Annotated in this window: 12 protein-coding genes; 4 read left to right on the top strand and 8 right to left on the bottom strand. The window is 55.8% G+C overall.

Annotated features, from left to right (window positions below; translation table 11 throughout):
- Positions 1–54: 54 nt before the first annotated feature.
- Positions 55–1,923, top strand: a complete 1,869-nt coding sequence (locus QGM61_RS13320) for an acyl-CoA synthetase (protein WP_237134578.1) — start codon at positions 55–57, stop codon at positions 1,921–1,923.
- On the opposite strand, the gene QGM61_RS13315 is transcribed toward QGM61_RS13320, so the two are convergent.
- The 3 genes from QGM61_RS13315 to QGM61_RS13305 form a co-directional block, all read right to left on the bottom strand.
- Positions 1,924–3,153: a tetratricopeptide repeat protein gene (locus tag QGM61_RS13315; protein ID WP_281133244.1), complete on the bottom strand. Its 1,230-nt coding sequence runs from the start codon at positions 3,151–3,153 to the stop codon at positions 1,924–1,926. It abuts the gene before it with no gap.
- Positions 3,154–3,317: 164 nt separating this feature from the next.
- Positions 3,318–4,982 carry an electron transfer flavoprotein-ubiquinone oxidoreductase gene (locus QGM61_RS13310; protein ID WP_237134580.1) on the bottom strand — a complete coding sequence of 555 codons (1,665 nt, stop codon included), beginning with the start codon at positions 4,980–4,982 and terminating at the stop codon, positions 3,318–3,320.
- A gap of 66 nt (positions 4,983–5,048) precedes the next feature.
- Positions 5,049–5,963, bottom strand: a complete 915-nt coding sequence (locus tag QGM61_RS13305; RefSeq protein WP_281133243.1) for a TIGR01777 family oxidoreductase — start codon at positions 5,961–5,963, stop codon at positions 5,049–5,051.
- A 192-nt stretch (positions 5,964–6,155) separates the two neighbouring features.
- Between QGM61_RS13305 and QGM61_RS13300 the strand changes: the two genes are divergently transcribed.
- Entirely contained in the window at positions 6,156–8,318 is a 2,163-nt protein-coding gene (locus QGM61_RS13300) for a TonB-dependent receptor plug domain-containing protein (protein ID WP_281133242.1), read from the top strand.
- 91 nt (positions 8,319–8,409) lie between these two features.
- Here QGM61_RS13300 and QGM61_RS13295 read toward each other — a convergent pair whose 3' ends face one another.
- Positions 8,410–9,141 carry a class I SAM-dependent methyltransferase gene (locus QGM61_RS13295; protein WP_281133241.1) on the bottom strand — a complete coding sequence of 244 codons (732 nt, stop codon included), beginning with the start codon at positions 9,139–9,141 and terminating at the stop codon, positions 8,410–8,412.
- A 218-nt stretch (positions 9,142–9,359) separates the two neighbouring features.
- On the opposite strand from QGM61_RS13295, the gene QGM61_RS13290 reads away from it, so the two are divergent.
- Positions 9,360–10,544: a CaiB/BaiF CoA transferase family protein gene (locus tag QGM61_RS13290; protein ID WP_281133240.1), complete on the top strand. Its 1,185-nt coding sequence runs from the start codon at positions 9,360–9,362 to the stop codon at positions 10,542–10,544.
- 21 nt (positions 10,545–10,565) lie between these two features.
- On the opposite strand, the gene nfsA is transcribed toward QGM61_RS13290, so the two are convergent.
- From nfsA to QGM61_RS13275, 3 genes are all read right to left on the bottom strand, one after another.
- Positions 10,566–11,303, bottom strand: a complete 738-nt coding sequence (nfsA, locus tag QGM61_RS13285; protein ID WP_281133239.1) for an oxygen-insensitive NADPH nitroreductase — start codon at positions 11,301–11,303, stop codon at positions 10,566–10,568.
- Complete coding sequence (locus QGM61_RS13280) at positions 11,300–12,496, bottom strand: serine hydrolase domain-containing protein (protein ID WP_237134586.1); 1,197 nt, start codon at positions 12,494–12,496, stop codon at positions 11,300–11,302. Before QGM61_RS13280 ends, nfsA begins: the two co-directional genes overlap by 4 nt.
- 322 nt (positions 12,497–12,818) lie before the next feature.
- Complete coding sequence (locus QGM61_RS13275; protein WP_237134587.1) at positions 12,819–14,207, bottom strand: Do family serine endopeptidase; 1,389 nt, start codon at positions 14,205–14,207, stop codon at positions 12,819–12,821.
- Between the two features lie 201 nt (positions 14,208–14,408).
- Between QGM61_RS13275 and QGM61_RS13270 the strand changes: the two genes are divergently transcribed.
- A complete protein-coding gene (locus QGM61_RS13270; protein ID WP_281133238.1) occupies positions 14,409–15,677 on the top strand; it encodes a transcriptional regulator in 1,269 nt (422 codons plus the stop codon).
- Positions 15,678–15,684: 7 nt separating this feature from the next.
- Here the strand turns inward: QGM61_RS13270 and QGM61_RS13265 are convergent, their stop codons facing one another.
- Positions 15,685–16,992: an NAD(P)/FAD-dependent oxidoreductase gene (locus QGM61_RS13265; RefSeq protein ID WP_237134589.1), complete on the bottom strand. Its 1,308-nt coding sequence runs from the start codon at positions 16,990–16,992 to the stop codon at positions 15,685–15,687.
- Between the last annotated feature and the right edge of the window lie 123 nt (positions 16,993–17,115).

The following is a 17,115-nucleotide window of genomic DNA, read 5'->3' as shown; positions in this document are numbered from 1 at the left end:
CCCGCGTCCCGACACCTGGACTACAGGACCCGGAAAAAAGGAGATGATAAGAACATGACCCGGCCCATGCTGGACACCCTGGCAGATATAATCGAATTCGAAAAACAACCCCTGGCTAAGCGCTTCCCGTTGACCAATGCCCTCGCCCTGATTGAGGAAAGCGCTGAAAAGTATGGCAGTGATCCTGTCATAGATTTCATCCTCACCGGACGTCGCGACGATCCGTCGGTCACCCTCAGCTACAATGACCTTCTAAGCCAGACCCGGAAAACGGCCAATCTGCTGGGCCATCTGGGCTTACAGGGAGATCAGGCGGTATCCATCATTCTGCCGACCCTGCCGCAGTCTCACCCACTGATACTGGGAAGCCAGGTCGCGGGTATCGCCAACCCGATCAATCCACTGCTGGAGCCAGCTCATATCGCCGAGATCATACAGTCGGCAGGCGCCACCATGGTGGCATGCCTGGCCCCGTCACCACACAGCGATCTGTGGCAAAAGCTGAGCAGCATACTGCCATCTCTGCCTCAGGTGCACACGGTACTGGTGATTCACCACCCGGGGCTGACCGACCCGCATGCCAGCACGGCCCTGCCCGGAAACGTCAAGACCATCGACTACAACAGCGCGGTTGCGGCGCAGCAGGGTGACTCACTGACCCACGCCCGCAAGCTTGACAAAAACACCATCGCCGCCTGCTTCCACACCGGTGGCACGACTGGCAAGCCCAAAATAGCTCAGCTTACACATGGCAACATGGCCTATCTGGGCCAGCTAGCCCGTGTCCTCAACGCCCATCTGGGAAGACAGACGGTACTGTGCGGTCTGCCGTTGTTTCATATCTTTGGCGTCATTATTCTGGGTATCGGAGCGTTCTCGGCGGGTAATCGCATTGTGCTGATGACACCCTCTGGCTTTCGTAATCCCGAGGTAATCAAGAACCTCTGGCATCATGTCGCCCGATTCAAGGCCAACAGCTTCTCTGCCGTGCCAACTGTGCTCGCGGCGCTGTCGCAGATTCCCGTAGGCGACGAGGATATCAGCAGGCTGCGCCGCATCAATTCCGGAGCCGCCCCGCTGTCACCCGCCTTCGAACAGCGCTTTGAAGAGAATTTCAATGTGATTGTCACCAATGGTTACGGCATGACCGAAACAACATCCCTGATCAGCCGTGCCCCGGATCAGCAGCCGCCCGGCAGTGTCGGGCTGCGCCTGCCCTATTCGCAAATTCGTATTGCACATCTGGACGGAGTCCAGGTCACGAAGGATTGTCCACTGGGAGAAAGCGGTGTGGTACTGGTCAAAGGCCCACAGGTGTTTGCTGGATACAAAAGCGAGGCGGATAACGCCGAAGCGTGGATTGATGGGGAGTGGTTCAACACTGGAGATCTGGGTTATCTGGACAAAGACGGCTTCCTTTACCTGACTGGACGCGCGAAAGACCTGATCATCCGCAGCGGGCACAACATCGACCCTGAGACCATCGAAGAACCACTGAATGGCCATCCCGATGTTGTCAGCGCTACCGCGATCGGTATGCCTGACCCGTATGCCGGTGAGTTGCCCATGGCATTTGTTGTACTGAAACCTGGCAGCGAGACAACAGCTGAAGAGCTGCTGACCTACAGCGAAGCTCATATTCAGGAGCGCGCCGCTATCCCCAAACGCCTGGAAATCATTGAGGCCATGCCCATCACCGCCGTCGGCAAGATTTTTCGGCCCGCGTTACGGGAGAAGATTACTTCAATCGTGCTGACCGAACACCTTGAGCGCGAAGGTATCAATGCCAGTGTCAGCGCGCGAATGGATGGCAAAAAAGGCATGCTGGCCAGCGTGACGCTCGATGACCGCACCCAGCAGCCAGCCGCACAGGCACTGCTCGAGACTTACAATGGCCTTCGGAGTGACTTCGCGAACACCTGATCAGTTGGCGACTTCGATGCGGATGCCGGCACTGCTCGAGCGCAAAATGGTGCGACCATCGAGGCGGCGCACCCGGCTCTGGGTTGACCGGTAGGTCTGATCCCCCAGCTCCAGGATGGCGGTTGCCAGCTGTATCGCCTCTTCGGCCGTCTCCTCGTCACCCAGTTGCCGGTAGGTGCTGCCGAGTGCGAAATAGAAGTCTGGCTCCAGATCATTGCGCCGAATGGCGCGCTGAAAATGGGTCAGCGCCTGCTCGAAGTTCTCCTGCTCGAATGCAATATTCCCCTGCACGTAGTGAAAGTAGGGATTGCGCTGATTGTAGGCCTGTACTGCGCGCCGATACCGCTCGGCTTCATCCTCATTACCCTGCATGGAATAGAAACGGGCCAGGTTGTTGATGACACTGGCGCTGCTGCGATTCAGTGATGCTGCGCGCTGATAGCTGTATTCAGCGAGATCAAAGGCTTCCTGGCGGTTCAGAATACTGCCCAGGGTGTTCCAGGCGATATCCAGCTCCGGGTCAGTGACGATGGCGTAACGGCCATACTGCAGAGCCTGCTGCAGGTCGTTCTCCAGCAGACTCTCCACTGCCATATTGTTGAAGTACAGCGCCAGTGCCTCTTCATCGCTGACCTGCTGGGCGGTGTCGCGCTGCAAACGAATCTGCGGTGTAAAATCGACAATGTAGTGGTCATAAACACCCAGCCGACCCAGTGCATTAACGTGCTCACTGAGTATCAGAATCTCGCCCCGCCGGTCCCAGACCGGTCTGACCTGCACTGTCTGATAGTTCACCTGCAGACCAAAGTGCCGTGCCATGGTGATGTAAAGCCCAACCAGTGACAGGCAATTTGCGCGTCTCTCCTGAAAGGCCTGCGCAGCCGTCAGATTGGCTGCATCATCGTACTGGATATTCAGATACTCTGGGTCGAACAGCAACTCCTGCAGGCGACTGACCAGATCCCAGCCCCTAAGCCTCTCGTCTACATGTTCATCGAGATAGGCCTGCAGCGCCGGGTCCATATCAAGCAGCCCCACTTCGGGCACATCCAGGGGTTGATCACCCAGAATGCGCCGCTCCAGTTGTGGATCGGGTTCGAAATCAGGATTGAGGTTGAATACCTGACAGGCAGCCAATGAGACAGCAAAACCTGCCATGGCAACAGATTTCAGGACGCGCCCGGTCAGCGCGGATGGACCTGGTAGTGACAACGATGCTAGCAACTTCATTCTCCTCCCGCCTCTCTCCCCAGAGAGCGGGTCGATGAAAACCGCCCCGGCCATTGCGTCCCTCCATGGCCATCCCCATAGTCAAGCGATTCTCGACGCTCTGATATCAGACCGTCAATCCTGAAGTTTCATTCCAGCAAGCCTGGCGCAAGTGATGCGACGACCTACATGTTTGGATAGCTTGGACCGCCGCTGCCCTCAGGGACTACCCAGCGAATATTCTGCGCCGGATCCTTGATATCACAGGTCTTGCAGTGCACACAGTTCTGCGCATTGATCTGGAAGCGGCGCGTACCATCGCTTTCCTCCAGAACTTCGTAGACACCGGCCGGGCAGTAGCGCTGCGCTGGTTCGTCATACAGCGGCAGATTGTGCTTGATTGGCACTTCCGGATCGATCAGCTGCAAATGGCAGGGCTGATCCTCTACATGGTTGGTATTCGAGAGAAACACGGAAGACAGCTTGTCGAAAGTAATCTGACCATCCGGCTTGGGATACTCAATCTTGCGGCACTGATCGGCTTTTTTCAGCTGGGCATAGTCCGGTGTCGTGTCATGGAAGGTCATCGGAAAATGACCAGCAAAAATATTGTGCTCGATGAAGGTCAGACTGCTTCCAATCCAGAAACCGAACTTGTGGAAACCAGCACTGAAGTTACGGGCCTTGTGCAGTTCGTCGTGCAGACTGGACTTGCGGAAGCGTTCGCCGTATTCAGTCAGGTCCTGACCGGTTGCAACTTCATCCTGCTTGAGCGATTCCATGATCGATTCGGCGGCCAGCATGCCAGAACGCAAGGCTGTATGGCTGCCCTTGATTTTGGCAGCGTTAAGAGTGCCGGCATCACAGCCAATGATCAGACCACCCGGGAAGCTCATCTTTGGCAGCGAATTCAAACCACCCTTGTTGAGGGCACGCGCGCCGTAGCTGATGCGTTTGCCGCCTTCCAGGTACTGTTTGATGACAGGGTGAAGCTTGTACTTCTGAAACTCGTCATAGGGGCTGATGTGCGGATTCTGATATCCGAGATCGACAATAAGCCCCACATAAACCTGATTATTTTCAGCGTGATACAGGAAGCCGCCACTGGAACCAGCATAGCTGTCACCGATCATCGGATAGCCGGCGGTGTGCACGACTAGCCCTTCCTTGTGTTTTTCCGGCGGAATTTCCCAGACTTCTTTTAGACCTATACCGTAATGCTGTGGATCGCTGTCCTTGTCCAGCTCAAATTTGGCGATCAACTCTTTGCCCAGGTGTCCCCGGCAGCCTTCTGCGAAAATTGTATACTTGGCGTGGAATTCAAAGCCGGGCTCGAAGGCGTCTTTCTTTTCGCCATTCGCGTCAACGCCCATGTCACCCGTGGCGACACCCTTCACCGAACCATCTTCATTGTAGAGAATTTCGGCAGCGGCAAATCCGGGAAACACCTCGGCGCCAAGCTCCATGGCCTGGTCAGCCAGCCAACGGCACAGGTTACCCAGTGAAATGATGTAATTGCCGTGATTGCGCATGGGTTTGGGCACAATCATGTCAGGAAAACGCACGGATTTCTCTGCTCCGGGCAGGTAATATATGTCATCGCCTGTGACGGCGGTATGCAAGGGCGCGCCTTTTTCCTTCCAGTCTGGAAACAGTTCAGTCAGTGCTGCAGGTTCGAAAACCGCACCTGACAGAATGTGAGCACCGACTTCAGAGCCCTTTTCCAGAACGCAAACCGATATCTCTTTCTCTGCTTCCTGTGCCAGTTGCAATAACCGGCAGGCAGTCGCCAGACCCGCAGGACCCGCTCCTACGATAACGACATCGACTTCCATAGATTCGCGCTGCATAAACTCACTCCCCCTGACTTTCGCGGCATTACGCGTGATGGCCCTTACATGGGCAGCGTATTATCCTTAATTCAACCCTAAATCGCAAAGGCAGGCCTGTAGCGCCCCATGGATTTCCGGGTATTGAAATGTAAAACCGGCATGTTCGAGCCGTGCCGGCAAAACCTGCTGCCCTTTCAGCAGCAGCTGGTCACCCATCTCGCCAAACATCAGCAGTACCATGGCGGGAGGCTGGTGGAACACAGCTGGACGGCGCAGCAGATCCGACAGAGTATCATTAAACTTACGGTTGCTGACCGGATGCGGCGCTGTGACGTTGAATACACCTGTCTGCTCGTGGTCCTGCAGAACCCATTGCAGCGCGTTTATCAGGTCAGTTCGATGAATCCAGGACAGCATCTGTTCACCGTGCCCCAGGCGACCACCCAACCAGAATCGATAAAACGGCAACAGACGCGCCAGCATACCGCCACCAGCTCCCAGCACCACACCAAAGCGCATCAGGCAAACTCTCACTCCCAACGACTCCGCTTTGCGGGCTTCATCTTCCCAGCGCTTGCACAGCTCATGCGAGAACCCACTGCCTCCACTGTCTCTTTCGGTCAGCGGTCGATCACGCTCGGTCCCGTAATACCCCACGGCGGAGGCGTTGATCAGACACTCGGGTTTGTGGTCGAGGCGTTGAAGCAGCTGAATGACCTCTCGCGTTGTGTCCAGCCTGCTATTCATCAAAACCTTCTTCCGCGCAGCTGTCCAGCGTTTTGCCGCAATACCTTCTCCCGCCAGATTGATGACAGCGTCAAAGTGTTCGTCCTGCCCCAGCTCATCGAGGTTGCGAACCAGTTCCGGGCCAGCACCCAGTTTGACTCTGGCAGCCGCATAATCGCGCACCAGAATGGTCAGTGAGTGGCCCGCAGCAAGCAGTTCACGAACCAGCACCTGACCTATAAAACCAGTGCCGCCTTTCATCAGAATCCGCATTCAAATTCCTCCGTTGCCGCCTCAGGCAGCTTGCCAGAATTATGCCCACATTATGGCAATTCGCCCTCAGAATCTCACAAATTGTCACAACAGTGCGATGCATTTTTTTGATAATATTCGGATTATTCTAAATTACACCCCGTAGATTCGATCCACGACTAACCCGAATAGCCGCATCTTTTTGGAGTATTCATGACGCGCCAGATCATTATCTCGCCTCTAATTCGTGCCAGTGCACTCAGTCTGGTTGCATTCAGTCTGGGCGCGCTGGTTAACCTTGCCTACGCCACCGAACAGAATCCAGATCTCGAAGCACAGGACGAATCGTCCACCGTTATTTACCCCGCCTCATTTTTTCAGCCCTACAATCCAGTGTCGGTCAACGACATGATAGACCGGATACCCGGTGTAAGCATCAGTGGCAATTCCGGCGGCCGGGGTCTTGGCAGTGGCGGCGACCTGCTGATTAACGGTCAGCGTCTGGCTGGCAAGGACAATTCTCCGAGAGATCAGCTTAGCCGTATTGCGGCACGTGAAGTAGAACGTATTGAAATTATTCGTGGCACCTCTGGCGAACTCGCGGTTCGAGGCTCTGGCCAGGTGGTCAACGTTGTTCTACAGGACAGTGGAGCGCGTGCTTCCACTTCTGTGGAGCTTAGTACTGATCGCCAGATTGACGGCTCTCTGCAGCCCGGCGGATCCATTTCACACAGTCGTCAAAGTGGCGGCCTCAGCGTCATGCTGAGCGCTGCAGCAGACCCGCAGTACTGGCATGAAGAGCGTCTGGAGCGCAGTTTTGCGCCAGACCTGACACCCACCCAGCTGATGGAAGAAGACAAAGTCCGTGATCGCATGCGTTATCAGACCAGCGCCATCATGGGCTACCAGATGAACCAGCACCGCATGCAGCTCAATGCGCTGTACGCCACCGCAGACCACCCCGTCGATGTAGACCGAAGTTATTTTGCCCCAGGCACCAATAATCAACTGACGCGCCTGGAGCGGGAGCAGTTCGATAACGTAAACAACAACTGGGAAGTCGGTGGCGACTACGAATATACCTTCGACGACGGTTCGCGTGCCCTGCTTCTGTTCATCGTGAACAGCGACACTAATGACTACACACGCAATCGATTTGACAACGACGCACCCGGCCAGATTGATGGCGAAGAGCGCAAGACGCTGTTTATCGACTCTGACCGACAGACTCAGGAACGCATTGTGCAGACAACCTACAACTGGGGTCTGACGGATACGCAGGACATGCAAGTGGGGGTTGAACGGGCTCAGACCATTCTCGATTCAGCTCTGCTGATCGGTCGCGACAGCGGTTCTACGGCGCCATCACCAGAATTCGGGGGCCTGCGCCCGGCACTGGGTGTCTCCAACCTGGGGTCTACCGTCGAAGAAATGCGCTACGAGGGTTTTGCCGTTCACAACTGGACACTCAATGACCGTATGACACTGGAAAGCAGTGTTGAATATGAGACTTCTGAGATATCTCTGTCCGGCAGCGCCAGCAACTCGCGCGAGTTCAGTTTTATCAAGCCTTCTGTGGACTATCGTTTCAATATCACTGAGGCACTGCAGCTGCGTGCGACTGTTGGCAAGGAAGTGCAGCAGCTTAGTTTTGAGAATTTCTCGGCCACTGCCAACACCTCAGACAACGAGCAGGACGCCAATGCTGGCAACCCTGATCTGGTCCCGACCCAAGAGGTTCGCTATGAACTGACGCTTGAGTATCGCCTGCCCAATGAAACAGGCGTTGTCAGTTCACGCTTTTTCCTGAGAGACCTGGAAGACCAGATCGGCCGTGTTGACGCGACCGTGAACCCCAGCTCGCCGATCTCTGCTGCCGGCAATATCGGTGACGCAAAACGTTGGGGTGTTTATCTCGATGGCAGCACACGGCTGAACATGCTGGGCCTGCCAGATGCGCTGATTTCCACCAGCCTGTATCTGTTTGACTCGGAAGTGACCGACGCATTGCTTGGCACGACAGAGCGCATCAATGGGCGCGGGCGTTTTCAGCTGGGATTCCAGCATGATGTTACACGCTGGAATTTCAATTACGGCTTTAATTACGGCATGCCATTGAATGGCGGCAATCGCAATGTCGACATCAGCAGCATTGACTGGTCACACGATCCGACCAGCCTGACCATGTTTGTATCCACCGTGATGTTTGATGATGTAACGTTCCGTCTGGAATCTAACAACACACTGGGTGACGAATGGTGTCGTAACCGGGTTCGCTATGATGGTACGACAGCGTCCGGCCAGATCCGCGAACTTGAGGACGCCTGCTGGAGTGCTGGCCAGAAACTGGCGCTGAAGGTAAGAACAACGTTCTGAAGAATGCTCCGGTTCTGATCCTGTGGTTCAGAACCGGAGCAAGCAGACGGGCCTTGCGGCGCTGAACTCTCAGGTGCAGCGCCAAACCGAATCAGGACTCTGGCTTGGAGAATACGAACATATGCTGCCAGGGCAAGAAGTCCAGCGTGTCGTCCCATTCCAGACCAAATACACTCATTTCCCGCACCACCTGCTCCACACTCATCTTGTGAAGTGGTCGAATTGGCACCGTATCGTCTTCCGCGCGATATTCAACCAGAAATACACGACCACCCGGACGCATGGCGTCATAAATAACCTGCATCATTTCAAACGGGTGCGAAAACTCATGGTAGGCGTCAACCAGTAGCACAGCATCTACACTATTGGGTTCCAGGCGCGGGTTATCCACTTCACCCAGTACCATTTCCACATTATCCAGCCCCGTTTCTGCCTTGCGCTGCTCGATAATGGCCAGCATTTCTGGCTGAATATCCACAGCGATCACCTTGCCCTGTGGTACCTGCTGTGCCATGCGGAAGGAAAAATATCCGGTGCCAGCGCCAATGTCTGCCACCACATCGTCGGGTTCCAGATTCATATTGGCGACCACTTCATCTGGCATTTCTTCGTGTGTGCGCTGGGTGCGCTCCAGCCAGCCGGCCCCTTGATGCCCCATCACACCGGAAATCTCGCGTCCCATGTAGAACTTGCCGATTCCGCCCTGGCTTCGGCCTGGATCGTGCTCATAACCCGGGTGTTCCGCTGACTGGGCTGACGCGGCAAGAAGGCCGGCAGCGATCAGCGCAAACATGCCCATCTGTCGCGCGATTAGTTTCTTCATTAGCAATACTCCTGTGTGAACCGGACCCTGATTGTAATGCAAACACCTGACTAGAGTCCTGTCTGGTTAGTTCGCATAGTTTCAGAGTGATTGTCAGCTGCCAGGACTCTGACGAGACACCGCACAGACAGCCATGGACTTGCCATGAAAGTCAGCTGTAAAATCGAGCGCTTGTCTTATGACCATTCGAGTCAACCACAGCCGAGGAAGAAGAAATCATGAGCAAGGTGTTGGAAGGTATTCGTGTACTGGACTTCGGTCGCTATATTGCAGGGCCCTTTTGTGCCAGCCTGCTGAGCGATATGGGCGCGGAGGTCATCCGCATTGAGAAAGTTCAGGGCAGCGAGGACCGCTTCCTGTCGCCAGTCTCAGATGCGGGTGACGGCGCCCTGTTCATGCAGATGGGCCGCAACAAACTGGGAATGACCCTGAACCCGATGAAACCGGAAGGCCGCGAGATTGTCCGCAAGCTGGTCGCCAGTGCCGATGTTGTAGTCGCGAATCTGCCCCCCGATACTCTGCAGGCCATGGGGCTGGATTACGAGAGCCTGAAGGCAGTAAAGCCCGATATCATTCTGACCATGATTTCCGCATTCGGTACCGGTGGCCCTTACAGCAATCGGGTAGGGTTTGACGGACTGGGCCAGGCCATGTCTGGCGCGATGTATATGTCAGGTACACCTGATCAGCCGGTTAAGTCCTATGCGCCATTTATTGACTTCGGCACCGCCAGCCTGAGCGCTGTCGGAACCATGGCAGCCCTGCTAGAGCGACAGAAGACCGGTCGTGGCCAGGTTGTCGAAGCCTCGCTGTTCAATACGGCCCTGACCATGATGAATGGCACGCTGATCGAACAGGCCATGATTGCACCCGATCGCGTCGCCACTCTCAACCGCTCGCAGACCTCCGGACCCGCAGACACGTATCGTACCAGGGACGGCTGGGTGCTGGTGCAGTCAGTAGGCGGGCCATTGTTTGAACGCTGGGTCGAACTGATGGGCGAACCGCACTGGCTGGAGGATCCCCGCTTCAAGGACGACATCAGCCGTGGCAACAACGGTGAGGTGATCAGCGAGCGGCTGGCAGCCTGGTGCGCTGAGCGCACATCGGCCGAAGTACTCGAGACCATGGAAAAGGCGCGTATTCCTGCCGGGCCGGTCATGTCACCCCAGCAGGTGCTGGACGACCCGCATGTTGCAGCAAGACAGATGTTTGAAAAACTGAGCTATCCGGGGGCAGATAAGCCCGCGCCAGTCATGAAGACGCCATTCAGTCTCTCCGCGACGCCACCATCAGTGGAACGCCGCGCACCGACGCTGGGCGAGCATACTGATCAGATCATGGCTTCTCTGGGTTATGATGCTGCCCAGATTGACGAGCTACGTGGCAAACGGGTTATCTGATCAGAAAGACAACTGTCGCTGTCACTTGAAGTCGAAACCCTGCTCGGCCAGAAATCCTCGCATATGCGGCCTGGATTTTTCGCTGAGCAGTGTTGAAACCTGCTCGCTCCAGCAAATGCCGTGTCCACCGCCCGTGCGGTTACGATAATACTCGCGAACCGCCTCATCATAATCCTCAATAAGCGCCGCGTCCTCACTGTCGTCGTAGGTATCCTGCTTGAGTATCACTGGCAGAGGCAGACGAGGCTTGGTTTCAGGGTCCTGATCCGGATATCCGAGACACAGGCCAAAAACCGGATACACTCCGCGTGGCAGTTTCAGCAGGTCCGACACCTGACGTGGGTTGTTACGTAAACCACCGATATAACAGATGCCCAGCCCTTCCGATTCAGCGGCTACCACAACATTCTGTGCGAACAGGGCAGCATCAACCGTTGCGATGATAAATTGCTCGGTATATTCGCCCGAAAATGGCTTCTGGTACTTTTCACAGCATTTGCCGGCGCGACGCAGGTCGGCACAGAACACCAGAAACTCTGCCGCCGCAGCGACATAAGGCTGGTTGCCGGCGTAAGCGGCCAGCGCCTGACGGCTTTCCTGGCTGGTGACGCGAATGATGGTGGCACCCTGCAGGAAGCTTGATGTTGCCGCGCACTGCCCGGCCGTTATGATCTGCTCAAGCAGGCCATCGGCCAAAGGCTGATCTTTGAATTTTCGTATGCTGCGATGCGCCTGCAGCAATTCCATGGTTGCATTCATTGTGATGTCACTTCTGCCAGAACGGTATCAAGAAACTGGGGCACAACGTCATTGGCCAGTGAGGTCGTGGCATTAAACAGCACGACCATGCCGACGTCGTATTCGGGGATCAACACCATTTCCGAACGGAAACCGCGAACACCACCGCCATGGTGCACAATCCTCACCCCATCGTAGTCCATGATGCGCCAGCCCAGGCCGTACCAGGCCTTCTGTACCTTTGGCCAGCGGTTGAAATAGTTGCCGTAGGGGGTTTCCACAACCGGAGTATGCTGCATGGCCAGCAGCTCCGGGGATAAAACATCCGGTACGCCGCCCAGATTGGCCTGGACCCAGCGCGCCATATCAACAATCGTGGCATTTACACCGGCAGCCGGGCCGGCTGTGTAGTAGGCAGGATTGGTTGTGCTGACGCGCCAACCGCCTCGCCCACGCTGATGCGGCTCACTGGCATACGGGTTATTGATATAGTCCTCGTAGCCCATGGAGGCCGAGCGCATCTGCAGCGGAGCAAAAATATTCTCACGCACAAAATCGTCATAGTGGGTCTGCAGACTGGCTTCTACGACATCGGCAACCAGCGAGAACACCACATTCTGATAACCGTAGCATTCCCCGGGTGCACAGACTGTGGGAATCTCGTGAAATTTTTCCTGAATCTTCTGATAGGCCACGCCAGCATCAAGCATGTTGGAAAATGCATGCGGCATCAGCCCAGTTGAATGACTTAGGACGTGACGCAGGGTCATACTCTGCGTGGCAGGATCGGTGCCAATCGAGTATTGCGGCAAAATACCAGCGACAGGGTCATCCCAGCTGAAAATATTATGGCTCACCAGCTGTGAGGCCACCGTACCGGCAAAGGTTTTTGACACCGAGGCGATGCGGAACACTGTTTGGGCGTCTACTGTCTCATTTTCTGCAACACTGCGCACGCCAAGCGTCTGGACATCAATCAGCCCTCGCGAAGAAACGATTGCCAGAGCGACACCCGGGATTTCCAGCTCATTGACCTGGGCCTGTAACCAGTTTTTGTAGGCACTGTAGTCCAGCTGCTCGGCCGGCGATACGGGTTGTGGTAATTGCCCTGGCGATAACTGCTGAAACGTGGCCGGGCGATAGTTACCGGTGCCTGGAAGTTCCTCAGCGTGTGTCATCCCGGAGATGGAGAGGCCGGCAACCGCTGTCAGCATCACTGACGCCAGCAGTCGCGCCGAGCCATGCGTTCGGCCGCGCCTTGAGCCCGGATTATTCGCAGAAATGTGATGGAACGGTTTTCGGGGCAAAAACAAAATACCAACCTGCCGGGCGAAATCGAGTTGCCATGGAAAATACCATGACAAGCAAATATTGCAAGTGTGAGGCTGCGAATGGGGCGATTTTGGGGTGCCTGACAGTCACAAAAAAAAGGCCAGTCGGCGGCAGACCGACTGACCTGAAACGGGCAGAGAGCATCTATCAACACGCTGCTATATGCCCATCACAACGTGCCTCTTGCGGGATTCAGCTTGCCTGTCAGGGCATGATCACCAGAATCTGCTGACCGTCACGCTCTACTGTCAGTGCCATGACCCGTGGTTCAGCGTTGATCAACTCGTTAATGTCAGACAGGGCGTCCACCGGTTGACGGTTGAAAGCAGTGATCAGGTCACCAGGCCGCAATCCAGCGGCGAATGCCGGGCTTCGCTGATCAATATTAGCCACACGAACGCCGTCCGATGTCTCATCCAGCAGCGCACCAAAGAAGCGATTGTCATTCAGGTCGCGACCCTGGTCGGCATCACCACCGCTGTTGTCGGCGATCGCACTGCCGCCCCCCGGAATGGCAACCACCACATCACGGGCACGACCATCACGAATCACTGACAGGGTCAGCTCACGTCCAACACCTGCCAGTCCGACAGCATTGCGCAGATCACGACTGCTGGCCACCGGTTGACCTTCAATGGCCACCACCAGATCCGACACCTGCAGGCCTGCACGCGCCGCCGGAGAATCCGGGGCGATCTGCATGATCAGCGCGCCCTGTTCGGCACCCAGCCCCAGACCTTCTTCCAGTACCGGGGTATGGTCGCGGATGATCACACCAATCTGACCGCGGCGAACCTCACCATCTCGAATCAGGTGGTCCATGACCGTGCTGACCATATTGGCTGGCACAGCAAAGCCAACACCTGAGTTGGTGCCCGAGCCAGATATGATTGCGGTGTTGATGCCCACCAGCCGTCCATTGAGGTCGACCAGCGCACCGCCGGAGTTACCGACATTGATGGCGGCATCGGTCTGAATGAAGTCCTCGTAGTTCTCATTGTTAATGCCGGCGCGACCCAGCGCACTGATGATGCCCGAGGTCACAGTCTGGCCGATGCCAAACGGATTACCGATAGCCACTACGTAGTCACCAACCCGGTAGTCATCTTCGGAAACGAAGGACAGTGCCTGCAGATCATCGGCATCAACCTGCAGCAGAGCGATGTCGGTGCGCTCATCACTGCCGATCAATTCCGCTTCAAAGACGCGGCCGTCCTGCAGTGCAACACTGATGGTATCCGCGCCGGTCACTACATGATGGTTAGTAATGATGTGTCCCTGTTCGGCATCAACCACGACGCCAGAACCGGCACCGCGCGATCGACGCACGGGAGGCTCACCGGAAGGACCACCGAAGAAATTGAAAGACTCGGGCAGCCGCTGGGATTTGACCACAGCAATATTGACGACTGCTGGCGTGACCTGTTCAAGCATGGGGGCAAGCGATGGCATGGGGCCTGCCACGCGACCCTGTACATCAAGCTCTGCACGTGATGGCGTGGTGACTCCCAGGCCGACCACCAGCAGTGCGAACAGTACTAGTGTTGCGACGCCTGAATGTCTGATATTTGCTACTGACTTCACTTTGACCATGAATTGCGTCTCCCGTTGATATTTCGACGCTTGTCAGAATACGGACGGCCATCAGTAAATAACTGAGGAAAAGCGGAAAAAAACATCCAGAAAATGTGAAATTGCGGCGATTGCAGGTGAAGGACTGCCAAAACAATCGCCGTTATGTTACAAATATTCACAACAGGAACTTTGCCGCATGGCCAATGCCTAAGCAGTACTATGAGTAAAATCAGCCACCTGGAAAACAGCTCGGTAGACAACAGCATGAATTCACAGAATTCGCGCCTGTGCGACCTTGAAGGCTTCTGGCTGAACAGCTGGTGGGTGGCACCCGAGCACCATACATTGACGCTGGTGACTGGCGGTGCCAAAGCATCGGCTCAAGGTTTCGGCGACCTGCAGGTGCTGTGTGAACGCACACTTGAACCACGCCTGATGAAACTGCTGTGCCGCCTCGCAGAACAGCCTGGTCGTGTGGTCAGTCGCGAGACACTGGTCGAATACCTGTGGCCCCGCGTCATCGTCAATGATAATTCTCTGACGCGGGCAGTCTCCGATCTGCGCAGAGCGCTGACGTTGCAGACCGCATCGGTCACTGACTCCTCTGTCAATGCTGATGCGGATACCCGGCCAGTGCGGATTGAAACCGTCCCCAAGCGCGGGTACTCCCTGTCTGGCACTGTCGTCGTGCCAAACAATACCAGTCAGGGTAGCCCTGCCGGGCATTGGAGCGACAACGGCAGCAGCGAAACCGTTAACAATCTGGCAGGCACTGGCCACGCCCTTAGTGTTGGTTTGCTGAGCAGCAGGGTCTGGCGGTGGTTGCCGGCTGCGGCAGCGGCAGTTCTCCTGACAGGCAACATTGCGCTGGAATTGTTCTCTCAGTCGAACCAGAACCCGGTTGCTCCGCTGGCCTCCGGACAGCCTGCGCAAGTGGTGCCAGGTGAGACATCACCCGGCATGCTCGACGAAGTTCGCAGCAATCGGTCATTGCCAGCCCAGGCAAGCTCTGCGTCGATGATCGATTCAGCGGCAACGGCCACCATGACAGGCAGCGAGCTTGCATCAGGCGCACCGACGCTGCATCTTTCTCCATCCCCGCTTCTGTGGGAAAGCGATCAACATGATTTCGCGATCGAGGGTGATGCCTTACACCAGCTGACAATGCTGGCACCGGATGGACATATTCTGGCCTATGTGGAAAAACAGGGCGGTGTGTCCAGCCTCAAACTGAAACCCGCGTTTGCGGAATCAACGGAAACCTGGGTCGCCTTCACGACAGACGAACAGATTACATCAATGCAATGGTCTCCGTTGGGTGACGGCATCCTGTTCACCGTCGTCAACAAGATGCTGGAAGCCAGTGACGCGGCATACAAGCGATTGATGCTGCTCGATATGGGAACGCTCGCGCTGCACGAACTATACCGAAAACCGGTAACACCAGTGCAGCTGCATGAACCTGAACAGAGTGGAAAGTTGACCTGATACCTGCCTAGCTGACGACGGCCTCAGGTGCCCGGCGACTTGTCGCGTCGTGAGCCGCCGATTGGCGCTCACTCAGTCTCGTCACCACGCGCAGCGCGCTGACCACCCCATCCTCATGAAACCCCTTGCCCCACCATGCCCCGCAGTATGATGTGGTCGCGGTATTGATCTGCTCCCAGCGTCCCTGTGCATCAGCCGCAGCACGGGTGAAAACCGGGTGTGCGTAATCATACCGGCCAAGAATCTGCGTCTCGTCTATCCGGTCCGTGTCATTCAGACTCACCAGAAAATTCACGGGCGCATCGATGCCCATCAAACGGTTCATATCGTAGGTGACTCTTGGCAGCCCTTCTGGTTGTGCCGGCAGATAATAATTCCAGCTGGCCCAGGCGCGCCGATTGTCCGGCATCACCCGGACATCGGTATGCAGTACAACATCGTTGGCCTGATAGCGGATCGCCGATAGCACATCTGACTCAGCAGAGCTGGCATCTCCCAGGATCTCAAGGCACTGGTCGCTGTGACAGGCAAAAACAACATGATCAAAATGCTCCTGCCCGCGAGCACTGCTGACCAGAACGCCTCCCTCGTAGCGACGCACCTGTGTGACGGGTGTGGATAGATGAATACGATCCGAGAATGGCGCTGACATTGGCTTCAGGTAGGCCTGCGAGCCACCCACCAGTGTCCGCCAGCGCGGTCGGTTGTGCACATTCAGCAAGCCGTGCCGATACATGAATGGCAACATGAAGCGCACTGGAAATTCGTACATCTGCAGAAACGGTGTCGACCAGATGGCCGATGTCATTGGCACCAGATACTGATCACGACAGCGATCACCGATACCGATATGCCTCAGGTATTCAAGCAGTGTCATGTCCGGAATTGTGTGGTTTTCAACATCAGCAATTGCCGCCTTGTTAAATGCAAGTATGTCCAGCAGCATCTTGATATAGGCGGGTGAGAACAGATTGCTGCGCTGAGCAAACAGACCGTTGTACATGGCGAACCTGCCAGTGACACCTGCATACTGAAGTCCCGTCTGCTGACACTGCACCCCGAAACTCATGTCTGATTCGCGCCAGGCGATCCCAAGCTCGTCCATAAGCGCAATAAAGTGCGGGTAAGTCCAGTCGTTGAAGACGATAAACCCGGTATCTACCTGGTAGTGTTGACCATCAAGTTCCACGTCAATGGTCGCGGTGTGACCACCGATACGGTCGGAGGCTTCGAACACCGTCACGTCATGATTTGGGTTTAACTTGTAAGCGGCAGTCAGGCCGGCGATACCGGTCCCAATAATGGCAATTTTCAACGCAGCATTCCTTGTAATTCTGGCGACTCGATGGATACGTCACAAATCTCAGCTTGGACTAGCGGCACAAAAAAACCCGGTCGGTAAATACCGCCGGGTTTTCTTTATTCACACACCAACGCG

This window comes from Pseudohongiella sp. SYSU M77423, from assembly GCF_029911965.1.
Classification (GTDB): domain Bacteria; phylum Pseudomonadota; class Gammaproteobacteria; order Pseudomonadales; family Pseudohongiellaceae; genus Pseudohongiella.
This window is presented reverse-complemented; position numbering and strand designations above follow the sequence as displayed.